Origin of the sequence: Pararhizobium sp. A13, assembly GCF_040126305.1 — a bacterium.
Classification (GTDB): domain Bacteria; phylum Pseudomonadota; class Alphaproteobacteria; order Rhizobiales; family Rhizobiaceae; genus Pararhizobium.
Map to the genome: position 1 here is coordinate 284,386 of NZ_CP149512.1, position 12,139 is coordinate 296,524.

The 12,139-nt window shown below is 61.3% G+C and carries 11 protein-coding genes; 2 read left to right on the plus strand and 9 right to left on the minus strand.

The genetic code is table 11. From position 1 onward, the window contains the following. Window positions 1–55 precede the first annotated feature (55 nt). The 5 genes from WI754_RS29940 to WI754_RS29960 form a co-directional block, all read right to left on the minus strand. Window positions 56–1,522, minus strand: a complete 1,467-nt coding sequence (locus WI754_RS29940) for a M81 family metallopeptidase (RefSeq protein ID WP_341486310.1) — start codon at window positions 1,520–1,522, stop codon at window positions 56–58. Between the two features lie 22 nt (window positions 1,523–1,544). Continuing rightward, on the minus strand, window positions 1,545–3,464 hold the full coding sequence (locus WI754_RS29945; RefSeq protein WP_341486311.1) for a family 20 glycosylhydrolase: 1,920 nt from the start codon (window positions 3,462–3,464) through the stop codon (window positions 1,545–1,547). Between the two features lie 17 nt (window positions 3,465–3,481). After that, a complete protein-coding gene (locus WI754_RS29950; RefSeq protein ID WP_341486312.1) occupies window positions 3,482–4,258 on the minus strand; it encodes an SDR family oxidoreductase in 777 nt (258 codons plus the stop codon). A gap of 28 nt (window positions 4,259–4,286) precedes the next feature. Beyond that, the gene (locus WI754_RS29955; RefSeq protein WP_341486313.1) at window positions 4,287–5,150 is read right to left on the minus strand and encodes a MurR/RpiR family transcriptional regulator; all 864 of its coding nucleotides are present in this window, start codon (window positions 5,148–5,150) and stop codon (window positions 4,287–4,289) included. Window positions 5,151–5,275: 125 nt separating this feature from the next. Then, window positions 5,276–5,665, minus strand: coding sequence for a RidA family protein (locus WI754_RS29960; protein WP_341486314.1), 390 nt, complete (start codon window positions 5,663–5,665; stop codon window positions 5,276–5,278). Window positions 5,666–5,778: 113 nt separating this feature from the next. Between WI754_RS29960 and WI754_RS29965 the strand changes: the two genes are divergently transcribed. Both WI754_RS29965 and WI754_RS29970 read left to right on the plus strand, forming a co-directional pair. Further along, entirely contained in the window at window positions 5,779–6,270 is a 492-nt protein-coding gene (locus WI754_RS29965; protein ID WP_341486608.1) for a hypothetical protein, read from the plus strand. Between the two features lie 23 nt (window positions 6,271–6,293). After that, window positions 6,294–7,769 (plus strand): M81 family metallopeptidase, encoded by a 1,476-nt coding sequence (locus tag WI754_RS29970; RefSeq protein ID WP_341486315.1) that lies wholly within the window; start codon window positions 6,294–6,296, stop codon window positions 7,767–7,769. A 136-nt stretch (window positions 7,770–7,905) separates the two neighbouring features. On the opposite strand, the gene ugpC is transcribed toward WI754_RS29970, so the two are convergent. The 4 genes from ugpC to WI754_RS29990 all read right to left on the minus strand — a co-directional run bounded on the left by ugpC (window position 7,906) and on the right by WI754_RS29990 (window position 12,135). Continuing rightward, on the minus strand, window positions 7,906–9,039 hold the full coding sequence (ugpC, locus tag WI754_RS29975) for a sn-glycerol-3-phosphate ABC transporter ATP-binding protein UgpC (protein ID WP_341486316.1): 1,134 nt from the start codon (window positions 9,037–9,039) through the stop codon (window positions 7,906–7,908). Window positions 9,040–9,129: 90 nt separating this feature from the next. Then, complete coding sequence (locus WI754_RS29980; protein ID WP_341486609.1) at window positions 9,130–10,293, minus strand: extracellular solute-binding protein; 1,164 nt, start codon at window positions 10,291–10,293, stop codon at window positions 9,130–9,132. Between the two features lie 100 nt (window positions 10,294–10,393). Beyond that, window positions 10,394–11,254: a carbohydrate ABC transporter permease gene (locus WI754_RS29985; RefSeq protein ID WP_341486317.1), complete on the minus strand. Its 861-nt coding sequence runs from the start codon at window positions 11,252–11,254 to the stop codon at window positions 10,394–10,396. Then, a complete protein-coding gene (locus WI754_RS29990; RefSeq protein ID WP_341486318.1) occupies window positions 11,251–12,135 on the minus strand; it encodes a sugar ABC transporter permease in 885 nt (294 codons plus the stop codon). Before WI754_RS29990 ends, WI754_RS29985 begins: the two co-directional genes overlap by 4 nt. Window positions 12,136–12,139: the final 4 nt, after the last annotated feature.

The following is a 12,139-nucleotide window of genomic DNA, read 5'->3' on the forward strand; positions in this document are numbered from 1 at the left end:
AGAGAGATCAATGGCCCGGGAATTGACGGGATCGTGCGGATATCGGATTGCGTGACTATCGTTCGGCTCGGTCCGCCGAATCTGCCAAAGCGTCCCAACGCGCTGAAAGTCTGGCCTGCGGCTTAAATTCAAAATTCCGGTCGAAGGGAAAGACCGGCCTCACCCTTCGGTTGCTCGCGAGATTGGCGATGTCCTGATTGACGACGCCATCGGTCAACGCCATCAGGTTCGGATTGGCGATCGGCGCCAGTTCCGGCGACAGATAGCCGGACTTCACCACCAAGAGCTGCACGGCCTTCGGATCGAGCCCGAGCCGCTGGAAGTCCTGAATATTATGATAGGGGCGGCGGCGCGCTGAAAGCACGATCTCGATGCCACCGACGCGCACCAAAGCTTGGCGTTCGGCCGGAGACGCCTGATCATCAAGGCGAACGACGATTGCCGTGACGTCAGCCGGAAGGCTTGCCGGATCGAGGCCGCCGCCGAGACGAAGGGCGACCGTCGCTCCCTCGCCCGCGGCAAAGCAGGCTTCGACGGCAGGCCGATCGGTGATGCCGGCGATGAGAGCGCCGTGCCAGTTACGGGCAAGAAGCGCGCGCAACACATCAGCGCGGTCGCCGACGCCACCGCCGGTCGGATTGTCGGCGGAATCGGCAAGAATGACCGGAGATGTGGTCGCCTTCTCGGCGATGTCGAGCATCTCTTCCAGCGGCCCGGTCTGCGGGCCGAAGCCGAAACTCTTTCGGGCATCCCAGTATTGGAGGGCGATCTCCTCGGCGGCCTTCAGCGCACTGGTCTTGTCCACGCCAGTGACAACCGCACAGGCCGTTGCCCGTGGCTCATCGGCCCAGACATAGCCGATCATGAGGTTGGCATCGAGGACGCCGGGTTTCGCGTCGAAAGACGAAAGCCCGAGATAGATCGACTTTGCCGGCTCGTCCTCGGTCGAGGTGCATTCGCCTGGCAGCAGGACGGGCACCTTGGCCCAGGCGACACCCGGGCGCCGGCCGGTGCGCAGCGTCTCGACCAACATCGACCAGGCGCGCACCATGGTCTCGCGGACATCGATATGCGGCGCGGTGCGATAGGCCGCGAAGATATCGAGCTGATCGATGATCCTCTGGCTGACATTGCCGTGCAGGTCATAACTCGCAGCGACCGGGCAATCGGGGCCGACAATCCCGCGCGCGGCGGAAATCCAGTCGCCCTCGGCATCGTCCATGCCCTCGACGTTCATCGCGCCATGCATCGCCAGGTAGAGACCGTCGATCGGCAGGGCCGCCTCAAGCTTTGCAAGGAACTCGGCCTTGAAGGTCTCGTAGGCCTGTCGCGACACTGGTCCCCCAGGTATCGCGCGGGCGTGCAGCAGAGGCACATGCTCGATGCCGTCGGCATTGAGAAAGTTGAAATATTCGGCGCCGAGCAAATCGGCATCGCGAAGTACACGAAAATCCTCGATTGCCATCAGGACAGGCGAATAGGTACTGCACTCGGTATGGATACCACCGACGGCTATGCGCATGGCTTTCCTCACAGTTCGGACCTCATAGTTTCGGGCTGAGACCGACGATTGCCGCGAAGCGCGGCCAGTTCTTCTCGCTCTTCGGCGTCCACGCCGCCTCGGCGATGGCCGGCAGGCGCGGAAAGACGAGGCGGTTGAAATAGCCGCGCGAGAGGAAATGCTCCGACCAAATGCAGGCCTGCACGCCCTTCAGCCGATGTTTCAGCTCCTCCGGAAAATCGCCCTCGGCCTCGTAGTCATAGGTGTGTGCGGGTGGCACGGTACCGGCCCAGCTTGCGCCCGGCTCCTGCCATTCCTCTGCCTGCACCATGTCGAGATAATAGGCCTGGCCGGGCGTCATCACGACTTCATAGCCTTCGCGGGCAAGCTCGATGCCGACCTCCGGCGTTTGCCAGGCCATCAGCAGCGTACCTTGCGCCTCGACGCCGCCGCCATGGGCAACCTCGTTCCAGCCGGCGAGCTTCCTGTCGCGCCTGCTCAGCATGTCTTTTACCTGTTTAAGGAAATAGGACTGCAGTCCGAAGGTGCCGGAAATGCCCTCGCGTTCCATCAACGTCCTTGCCAGCGGCGAGGCGAGCCACGCGCCGTCCGGCACCTCGTCGCCGCCGACATGGATGTAGGCGGACGGGAAAAGCTCGACCATTTCATCGAAGACCTTTTCCAGGAATTCGTAGCTGAACGGCACGGCCGGATTGAGCGCGTTGTTGGCGTACCCCTGGACCGAATGATAGCTTTCCGGGGCCTCCTGACCGTCGGAAAGGTCGCGCAGCGCGACAAGCGTCGCCGCGTTGTGGCCGGGAATATCGATCTCCGGCACGATCTCGATATGCAGTGCTGACGCATGGCCAACGAGCCTGCGGACATCATCCTGGCTGTAGAAGCCTCCCACAGGCTCGGCGCCATTGCCGAGTTGTGGCAGAAGCGGTCCATCCGGGCCACGTCGGACGCCGACCGTGGTGAGCTGCGGATAGGCCTTGATCTCCAGCCGCCATGCCTCGTCGTCTGTCAGGTGCCAGTGGAAGATGTTGAGTTTCAGCCAGGCGAGGATATCGATCAGCCGCGAGAGATCGCTGAGCGGATAGAACTGCCGCGACACGTCGAGATGGCAGCCGCGCCAGCTGTAGCGCGGCGCGTCGGAGACGGTGCCACGGATCGGAAACCGGAATTTCGCGGGCTCCCGGCGTGCGCCATTCAGAAGCTGTGCCAGGCTCGTCAGACCGTATTGACGGCCGGCTGTGCCACCGAATCTCAGGCTGACGTCGTTTGCTGAGAAGGAAAGCTCGTAGCCCTCCGGCGCGAGTGCTGCGTCCGGTTCGAGATGCAGCGCCCTGCCCTGGCTGTTTGGCGTCAGGCTGAACGGTACATGATCCGCCTCAAACAGACGCCGGAAGAGTGCAAGCACTGTGTCGACAGCCCTGAGATCCTCCAGCGATGCGCCCGCGGCGGGATACAGGCAGACCGGAAAGCCTTCCCCGGCTTCCGCGTCGATCCGGCGCGGCCAGGGTTGCAGAGCAAACGGCAGATCGAGTTTTCCTTCCGGCAGCAGCACCGGTGGTGGCTCGCTGACGCGGCCTTCGAGAAGCAGATCGGACACGGCAACCGCCGCATGGCTGCCATCGCCCAGCGTCAGATAGGCGGACTTCGCACCGTCGGTACAATGCACCGCCTTGCGGTGCAGGCCGCTGACCGAAAATGCCCAGGATGCGCCGGGGGCCAGCACGAAACCGGCCGGCGGGGCGAATTCGTGGTAGTTGGCGTCCCGCTTTACGAACGTTGCATTCTCGCACGCCTTCTGGTCGATGACCCGCGTCAGCGATGTATAGACGATCGTGAAATTCTCCACCGGGCGGTCGCAGAGATTGAACAGGCTGAAAGTAAAGCGGCCATGCGGACCACCATCCGGTTGCCACGCACTTTCGAGACGATAGGGCGCCGATTGCATGTCTGTTCCTCTTATTCTTAGTAGTGGTCCGATTGGGAGAAGGTACGGGCGAGTTCGGCCTGGCCGGCCGTCAGGCCGCAATCGACCGGCAGGCAGGCGCCGGTGATGGCGGCGGCAAGTGGGCTGGCAAGAAAGCCGACGGCATTGGCGACATCTTCCGGAATGGCGATCCGCTGCAGCGGATACCAGCGCCTCGCGTCGTCGAAGACATTCGGATTGGCAGCGGCGCGATCCTCCCAGGCCTGGGTGCGGACCGTTCCGGGCGAGACGGCATTGGCCCGGATGCCGAACTTGCCATATTCGACGGCGATCAGTTTCGTCAGGTGCAGCAGGCCGGCCTTTGCGGCGCTATAGGCCGGATGGCCGAAGACATGGGTGCCGTTGACCGAGGCGATGTTGACGACCGAGCCCTTCGTCGCCTTCAGCGCTTCTTCCACAGCGCGAAAGCAGACGAAGGCAGCCTCCAGATTAAGCACGCTGTCCATGCGCCAGATTTCGGGCGTGGTATCGTGAAGACTGACCGCGCGGGCCGCGCCGGCATTGTTGACGAGGGTTCGCACCATTCCCAGCGCCGCGGCACGCCGCGCCATATCGGCGACATTTGCCGGATCGGTGATGTCACAGGCAAAGGCGACGAACTGACCGGGGGGGCCGAGGCTGGCTGCTGCCCTCTCGGCCGCAGCGCCGTCGAGATCGGGCATCAGCACGATATCATGGTCTTCGCCCAGACGGCGGGCGATCGCCCTACCGATGTCGCCAGCGGCCCCCGTTACGATCGCGACAGATGAAGTCATGCCGGTTCCCTTCTGACCATATCGTTTGCTAATCCCCGAGAAGCTGGCGGTCGTCGCCGTCACGATGGGCGACCAGTTGCTGCTTGATGCGTCGCAGCGTCACTGTCGCCTGCGGCTGGATGTGGTAGGCGACAAGGCTCGCGATGATATCGACCAGCGCAAGGTAAGCGATGCGGGTCGATGTCGGCCGATAGATATTGTTGCCCTCCGGCAAATCGACCGAAACGGTGATATCGGCTGCGCGGGCAACCGGACTGCCGCTCTGCGTCAGCGCGATGGTCGTTACTTTCTGGTCGCGCGCCAGCGAGAAGGAGCGGACGAGTTCGGCGTTGCGGCCGGAAAACGAGGAGCCGATGAGCACGTCCGTCGGTCTGGCGGCGGCGGCCATCATCAATTGCATGCTGTGATCGGAGCTCGCCGTCACCCGCAGCCCCAGACGAAAGAGACGGTTCTGCATTTCGCTGGCAATCATCGACGAATTGCCGCCGGAGCCGAACGCATAAATCATATCTGCCGCGGCGAGCCGCTCGGTGGCCCGTTCGATCGCCGCAAGGTCGAGATTGCGGTGCAGCAGGAAAAGCGCGTTCTGCGCCTTGGTGACGATATCCTGGGCCACGTCGGCAGGCTCCCGGCTCTTCGGCTCCGGCTTGAGATAGCGCATGCCGACATAGGCGGTGCGCGCCAGCTGAACCTTGAAATCGGAAAAGCTCTCGCAGCCGAGGCGGCGGCAAAAGCGGGTGACGGTCGGCGGCGAGACATCTGCCTTGCCCGCGAGCTCGATGATCGAGGCATTCACGGCAAACTCAAAATCGGTGAGCAGGATCTCTGCGATGCGGCTTTCGGCTTGCGAGAGCTTGCCTTTCTCTTCCTGAAGCGTGGAGAAAATATCCATTTAGAGTGCACCTTTCATGAGATCGCGAGCCCGCTTGAGGAGGCTCCCTGCAACCGCTGCAATGCTGCGATCCGGCACACGATTCTCACCTTATGTCCACCCTATTCCCGGCGCTTACCTCTGCCTCACGCAGTCTTTTCCTTGTAGGCGACGCAATCGATCTCTAACTTGCAATCGACCATCATCGACGCCTGTACGCAGGCACGGGCGGGCGGATGCTCGCCGAAATAGTCCTGATAGATCTTGTTGAAGGTCCAGAAGTCGCGCGGGTCGTCGAGCCAGACGCCGCAGCGGACGATATGCTCGGGGCCGTAGCCGGCTTCAGCCAAAATCGCCAGCAGGTTGGCGATCGTCTTGTGGGTCTGCGGGATGATGCCGCCCTCGATGATCTCGCCGTCTTCCATTGCAACCTGGCCGGAAACATGGAGCCAACCATTCGCCTCTACCGCGCGGGCGAACGGCAGCGACTTGCCGCCAGCGCCGGTCTGTTCGGCGCCGTAACGTTTGATGGGCATTCCGTTATCCTTGCAAATTATTTTCTTGATCCGTTGACAAATGACCATAGAAAGCGGAATTTGACCAGAGAAAAACGTCATTTATGAAAAGAATTTCAATCCAGGGAGCAAGCGTGCGCGATCCTTTCCGCAATCCGTTTCCATCATCCGACTCGGCCCGTCACGCAATCTGGCAAATGCTGGTCGAACGCGACATCGATGCTTTCCTCGCCGCCGACTGGTCCAAAGTCGCTGGCGATTTCGTGGAAGACGGCTTCATCGGCATCGACGGCAAACGCGAAATCAACCCCGACAAATGGCGCCTTGCCTTCCCTTCGCTGAATGCCTATTGCAACGAATGGCTGCGGCAGGCAGAAGACTTCGCCCAGCAATCCTTTGCCGAAGACCCGCGCACGGCGATCTTCACGACCACGACGCTTGAGGATATCGAGATCGAAGGCGAGGTGGCGCTTGCCCGCAAGAAATTCGACGGCAGCCTGAGGAAATCGGATGGCAGCGTTGATGTCCTGAAGTGGCAGACGCTCTATTATTGCCGCCTGCACGAGGGGCGGTGGAAGATCTGCGGCTTCACCGGCTACCTGCCCAATCCGATGGGCGAGGCCTGAGAAGCGAGCAAGAGGCAACGGCATTGCGCATATTTACCGCCGCCCTGGCAACCGAAACAAACACCTTCTCGCCGATCTGCGTCGATCGCCGCGCCTTCGAGGCCTCGCTTTACGCACCACCGGGCGAGCATCCCGAAACGCCGACGCTCTGCTCGGCGCCGATCACCGTCGGCCGCCGGCTTGCCACTGAGCGGGGTTTCGAACTGATCGAAGGAACGGCCGCCTGGGCAGACCCGGCCGGCCTTGTCAATCGCCTGACCTACGAGGGCCTGCGCGACGAGATTCTCAATCAGTTGCGCGCAGCTCTTCCGGTCGACGCTGTCGTGCTTGGTCTTCACGGCGCCATGGTCGCCGACGGCTACGAGGATACCGAAGGCGATTTCCTCGCCCACGTGCGCGATATCGTCGGACCGGATATCCTGGTTTGCGCCGAGCTCGACCCGCACAGCCATCTGACAGCGAAGCGCCTGGCGGCCGCGAATTTCTTCGTCTATTTCAAGGAATTCCCGCATACCGACTTCGTCGATCGCGCCGAGGACCTGTGGTGCATCGCGCTCAATACGCTCGCCGGCCGCGTCAAGCCGGTGATGTCGGTGTTCGACTGCCGCATGATCGACGTCTATCCGACATCACGTGAGCCGATGCGTTCCTTCGTCGACAAGATCATGCGGATGGAAATCGCGGATGCGGATATTCTGTCGATCTCCGTCGTGCATGGTTTCATGGCTGGCGACGTGCCGGAAATGGGCACGAAAATGGTCGTGCTCACCGACGGTAAGCCGGAAAAAGGCGCCGTGCTCGCCCGCGAGCTTGGCCTTGAGCTTTTCGCCAAGCGCGGGACGTTCATCATGCCGCAGATCGACGAGAGAGCAGCGGTTTCCCGCGCTCTTGCCGCGGCAAGCGGACCGGTGGTGATCGCCGACACCTGGGACAATCCGGGCGGCGGGACGGCCGGCGATGCGACGGTGCTGCTGGCGGAATTGCTGGCGCAGGGCGCAAAGGACACGGCGGTCGGCACGATCTGGGATCCGATGGCGGTACAGATTTGCATGGCGGCCGGCGAAGGCGCCGAGATCCAGTTGCGCTTCGGCGCGAAATCGGCGCCGGGCACCGGCAATCCGATCGACGGCGTCGTCAAGGTCGTCCGGCTCGTGCGCAATGCCGAGATGCGTTTCGGCGAAAGCTATGCGCCCTTCGGTGATGCGGCGCATATCCAGCTCAACGGCATAGACATCATCCTGAACTCGACGCGGGCACAGAGCTTCGACCCGAGCCTGTTTTCGGTGATGGGGATCGAGCCGACATCGCGGAAAATACTGGTCATCAAATCGACCAACCATTTCTACGCATCCTTCGCCCCGATCGCCTCGGAAATCCTCTATTGCTCGGCAGGGACGCCCTATCCGAACAACCCGACCCGCACGGCCTATCGCCGGGCGCCGCGTGACATCTGGCCGATGGTGGACAATCCGCATGGGATGGACCAGGGCGCGGCTTGAACCGATGGTTTAGGGCGGCGGTGCCAAGTGTTGGCCCTGCACTGGGGCGTTATCCGGTTGCTTCCACATATATGGAAAAGGGCGCCGTTGACGCGCCCTTCAAAGCTGCTTGATCGATCGCGATCGGCGCAGCCACTCAGACCGCGCCTGCCTTTAAAAGCCCCATGTCGACATCGGTGAGTTCGACCCGGCGCTCAAGCGCGATGCCGTCGGCATCGAAGAGGTGGCAGTCGGCGGCGTTGATGCCGACCGGAACCGTCTCCTCCGTCCGGATCGCGGCGCTGCCGGGCAGCATGGCGCAGAAGTTCTCGCCTTCGCCATTGAGCGCGGCATAGGCAACGGTGTGGGCACCGAGGCGCTCGATCACCGAAGGCGCAATTGTCATGACGAGGTCGGCCGCACCGAACTGGATGTGTTCCGGGCGTATGCCGAGCGTCAATGGCTGTCCGACGAGGCCGGCCCGCCCCTCGACGGGGATCGTCGTCGACTGCCCCTGATATTCGATCTCGACGCCGCCGGCTCCCACGGATCTGCAGACGACCGGCAGCATGTTCATCTTCGGGTTGCCGATGAAGCCGGCAACGAAGGTGTTTGCAGGTTTGTGATAGAGCGCAAGCGGCGCTCCGGTCTGGGCGATCTCCCCGGCATTGAGGACGACGATCCGGTCCGCCATCGTCATCGCCTCGACCTGGTCGTGCGTGACGTAGATCATCGTCGCCTTCAATTGCCGGTGGAGTTTCGCCAGTTCGATGCGCATGTCGGCGCGCAGCGCCGCGTCGAGGTTGGACAGCGGCTCATCGAAAAGGAAGATCTTCGGCTCGCGCACGATCGCCCGGCCGATCGCCACACGCTGGCGCTGGCCGCCCGAGAGCAATCCCGGCTTCTGCTGGAGCCGTTGGTCGAGGTGAAGGATGCGAGCGGCGTTCTCCACCTTGGCCTTGAGCTTGTCCTCCTGCATCTTTTCGACACGCAGCGGGAAGGCAATATTCTCGAACACCGTCATATGCGGATAGAGCGCATAGGACTGAAACACCATGGCGATGCCGCGCTTGACCGGCGGCAGGTCGTTGACCCGCTTGCCGTCGATCAGGATGTCACCGGAACTGGTCTCGTCGAGACCGGCGATCATCCGGAGCAAGGTCGACTTGCCGCAGCCGGACGGTCCGACGAAAACGACGAACTCGCCGTTGCGGACCTCGAGGTTAATGCCTTTCAGCACCTCGAACGTACCGTAGAATTTCTGAACCGTGTTGAGATTGAGCTGTCCCAAGAAACTGTCTCCGGCCGCCGTCGAGAAGCGACCCTTTCATAGCAGAAGAGGAGTGGACCGCGAACCTCAAGGGTTCGCGGTCCGATGGTCTTACTTGTACTGCTCGATATCGGCAGCTGCCTTCTTCAGCGCGTCGGCCGGCTCTGCCTTGCCTGTTACGACGGACTGGACCATTTCGATGATCACGTTCTGGAAGCCCTTGTAGTCGGTGAAAAGCGGCTCTGGACCGCCATAGGCGATGCCATCGATGAACGGCTTCCAGTAAGGCTCCTTGGCTACGAATTCGTCGACAAGGGCACCTGGACGCAGGGGCGTCAGGCCGGCGCCGCCCTGCAGTTCGTATTCGTGCTGGATGTCGGTCGAGGTGATGTATTTGGCGAATTCAGCCGCCTTCTCCTCGACGCCCGTGCCCTTGAAGATCGCCAGGCTGTCAGTAATGAGAAGCGTGCCTTCGCCCTTGGCGGAGGGGCCGAGCGGCAAGGCTGCGACACCCCAGTTGATCTTGGTATCCTTGAGGCGGGCAGCGGCACCCGAGCCCGCCTGGATCATGCCGACTTTGCCGTCGAGGAAGATGGCGCGGATTTCGTTCTGTTCGTAGGCGGTGGCACCTTCGACGGAATAGGGCGTAATGTCCTTGTAGGCCTGCAGCGCTGCCAGCACTTCAGGGCTATCCATGACGATCTTGTCGCCATCGATCACCTTGCCATTGTTGGTGTAAACCCAATGCATGAACTGGTGCATCGTGTTGTCGAACGTTTTGGCCGGCAGGCCGTAGCCAGCGGTTCCGGTCTTTTCCTTGATCTGCTTGGCAAAGGCGATCTCGTCCGCCCAGGTCTTCGGCGGGGTTTCCGGGTCGAGACCAGCAGCCTTGAACAGATCCTTGTTCCAGTAGAGAGCCTTGGTCGAGAAGGCGATCGGCACGCCCCACTGGTTGCCGTCGAAGGTGACGGTATCGACGATGTTCGGATAGTAGGCCTTCTTCTCGTCGTCAGTCATCGGGACCGGGATGATCAGATCGTTCTGCGCGAACTCCTTCAGCGTGCGCGAGCCGACATAGGCCATGCCGACCGGCGTACCGGCAACGGCAAGCGTCGTCGCCTTGTCCTGGCACTGCTCCCACCCGACAACCTCGGGCGCGATCTTCCAGCCGGCGTTCTGGCCTTCCCATTCCTTGATGTATTTTTCGTGAATCGGATCGATCTTGTCGCCGCAATAGATCCAGCTGATTTCCTGGTCAGCAGCCTGTGCAGTCATGGCGCCGAGTGCGGTCGAGCCGAGCAAGGCAAGGGCAAACAGCCCAGTCTTGAAATGGATTGTCACGTTTTTAGCTCCCATTTTTCTCTGGTGGTTCGGTTTATTGTTTCACCGCGCCGGCGGTCAGCCCGCTGACGAGATAGCGTTGAAGGAAGAAAATCACGATCATGGCCGGTGCGATGCCGACGAAGCTTGCGGCCATCAACTCGTTCCAGATGACTTCCTGCCGTCCGAAATAGGCAAACAGGCCAACCGGCAGCGGCGCATACTCCGTCTTGGAATTGAAGGTCAGCGCGTAGATGAACTGCTGAGCGTAGGAGCCAATGAAGGTGGTAATCGCAACCACCGTGATGCCCGGCATGGCGATCGGAAGGATGACGCGGCGCAGCGTATAGAAATGGCTCGCACCATCGACGAAAGCAGCCTCGTCCAACTCCCGCGGAATGCGCATCATGTAGGTGCGCAAAAGCCAGATGGCAGACGGGATCAGGAAGGCGACGCCGGGAACGATGATGGCGAAATAGGTGTTCAATACACCGAAAGAACGCATCAACCGGAAAAGCGGTATCAGCAGCACCGCGCCGGAAAACATATTGACGGCAAGGAATGCTCCAAGCAATTGGCCTGAGCCCTTGAACTTGAAGCGAGCAAAGGCGTAAGCCGCCGGGACGACCAATATCAGAACGACGGCGGTCACAATGGTCGAGATGAAAAAGGAGTTGAAAATATAACGCGCAAAGCCCGGAACGCTCACCCACATCGTCCGGTAGGCTTCGAAAGACCCATTTTGCGGAATGAACCGATATGGAGATGAAAAGAGCTGGCTGAGCGGCTTCAGCGAAACCAGGAAACCCTCGACGAAAGGCGCCAGGATAAAGGTGAGAAAGGCCAGGATGCCCGCATAGATGCCGATCAGTTCGTACCAGCGATAGCGGTTGATCATGGCTGGCTGGGTGCTCATCGGTTGTCTCCCGAGGAAAGACGGCTGGTGACGCGGAAATAGGCGAGGCAGAAGATCGACAGGAAGATGCAGATCAGTACAGCGCGGGCGGCGCCTTCCCCGTATTTTTTCGATCCGATCGCCGTGTGGTAGGTGTCGATGATCATCGTCGTGGTCTCGCCGCTCGGTCCGCCGCGGGTCAGGATCCAGATAATGTCGAAGGAATTAAAGGTCGCGATGAGCGACAGCATCGACATGGTGATCAGCGAAGGGATCAGCAGCGGCAAGGTAATGCGGCGGAACCGGTAGAAACGCCCCGCCCCGTCTGTCCAGGCAGCCTCATAGAGATCCTGCGGGATCGACTGCATGGCGGCCAGCATGTAGAGCGTTACCAGCGGCACGCCGATCCACACGTCGGTGATGATCGTTGCCCAGAATGCCGTCGAACCCTGTGCGAGAAAGGCGACCGGACCATCTGCGAAGCCGAAACGCTGCAGCAAGCCGGAGATCATGCCGAACTGGCCGTTATACATCCAGCCCCACATGAAGATGCCGATCGCCATGGGCACGATCCATGGCGGCATGGTCAGGACGCGAAACAGCGCGCGGCCGGGAACGGCGGCGTTGAGCATCGAGGCGCCGAAGACGCCGATGATCATCTTGATCGACACGGAGAAGAAGGTCCACACGAAGGTGCGCATGATGACCTCCGCGAAGGTCGCATTAAAAATCTTGCCGTAGTTGACCCAGCCAACCCAGTTGGTCGTTTTCTTCAGCGAGGCATCGGTGAAGGACAGGATGAACGTGTCGACCAGCGGATAGGCGACAATCACCGTCACATACAGGACGGCCGGCAGCAGCAGGATCCAGGCGAAGATGACGGTGCTGCGCTGAACACTCATCCTC

Coding starts and splice junctions, on each gene's coding strand:
- WI754_RS29985 (WP_341486317.1), bottom strand. CDS start 11,254: ATGAGCACCCAGCCAGCCATGATCAACCGCTATCGCTGGTACGAACTG.
- WI754_RS29950 (WP_341486312.1), bottom strand. CDS start 4,258: ATGACTTCATCTGTCGCGATCGTAACGGGGGCCGCTGGCGACATCGGT.
- WI754_RS29990 (WP_341486318.1), bottom strand. CDS start 12,135: ATGAGTGTTCAGCGCAGCACCGTCATCTTCGCCTGGATCCTGCTGCTG.
- WI754_RS29945 (WP_341486311.1), bottom strand. CDS start 3,464: ATGCAATCGGCGCCCTATCGTCTCGAAAGTGCGTGGCAACCGGATGGT.
- WI754_RS29955 (WP_341486313.1), bottom strand. CDS start 5,150: ATGGATATTTTCTCCACGCTTCAGGAAGAGAAAGGCAAGCTCTCGCAA.
- WI754_RS29940 (WP_341486310.1), bottom strand. CDS start 1,522: ATGCGCATAGCCGTCGGTGGTATCCATACCGAGTGCAGTACCTATTCG.
- WI754_RS29960 (WP_341486314.1), bottom strand. CDS start 5,665: ATGCCCATCAAACGTTACGGCGCCGAACAGACCGGCGCTGGCGGCAAG.
- WI754_RS29980 (WP_341486609.1), bottom strand. CDS start 10,293: ATGACTGCACAGGCTGCTGACCAGGAAATCAGCTGGATCTATTGCGGC.